Consider the following 609-nt stretch of genomic DNA (forward strand, 5'->3'; position numbering starts at 1 on the left):
ATTTGCATGCGTATACTTGGTGGTAAAATTAGTTGGAGTGATAAAATGCAAGATTTATATGACGTCCATGCCCCCAAGAAAGCGACAAATCTAAGCTTAAATAGCGACCTATTGCAAAAAGCTCGAATTTTAAAAGTTAACCTGTCTGCGACCTTAGAACAAGCACTTAGAGACAAGCTAAAAAGTATTGAAGCCGAAAAATGGAAAAAAGAAAACAAAGCTGCCATAGCTGCATACAACGAGTTTGTTGCTGAGAACGGTTGTATAGGTGATGAGTACAGGAACTTCTAATGGCGCAATTTGATGTTTACAGAAACCCAAGCAAGAAAACTAGCGAAGCTTACCCTTTTCTTGTTGATGTTCAAAACTCTGTAATTGACCAATTGGCAACAAGGCTGGTTGTACCGTTAACAACTAGTAATTCTAAAAACAGTTTTTACATGAAGAAGCTGACGCCGGAAATAGAATTCGAAGGCACAACATACTTATTTCTAGCACAACAGCTTAGTTCTATACCCGAAGACGTGCTCAAGGACCGCATTGGTTCGCTGGAGCAATCCAGAGAACTGCTGATAGATGCAATAGACTTCGCTATCACTGGAATATAAC

At 39.4% G+C, this 609-nt stretch carries 2 protein-coding genes; both read left to right on the plus strand.

Features of this window, described 5'->3' with window-relative positions:
- Nucleotides 1-291: type II toxin-antitoxin system CcdA family antitoxin (locus tag ACXAGC_RS20445; protein ID WP_474846845.1), on the plus strand; the 291-nt coding region annotated here is incomplete at its 5' end.
- A complete protein-coding gene (locus ACXAGC_RS20450) occupies nucleotides 291-608 on the plus strand; it encodes a CcdB family protein (RefSeq protein ID WP_474846847.1) in 318 nt (105 codons plus the stop codon). The genes ACXAGC_RS20445 and ACXAGC_RS20450, both read left to right, overlap by 1 nt.
- The last annotated feature ends 1 nt before the right edge of the window (nucleotide 609 follow it).

Source organism: Alteromonas sp. AWJ4_197 (assembly GCF_056160285.1).

Excerpts from the sequence above, each read along its gene's own strand:
- ACXAGC_RS20450 (WP_474846847.1), top strand. The coding sequence starts at position 291 with ATGGCGCAATTTGATGTTTACAGAAACCCAAGCAAGAAAACTAGCGAA.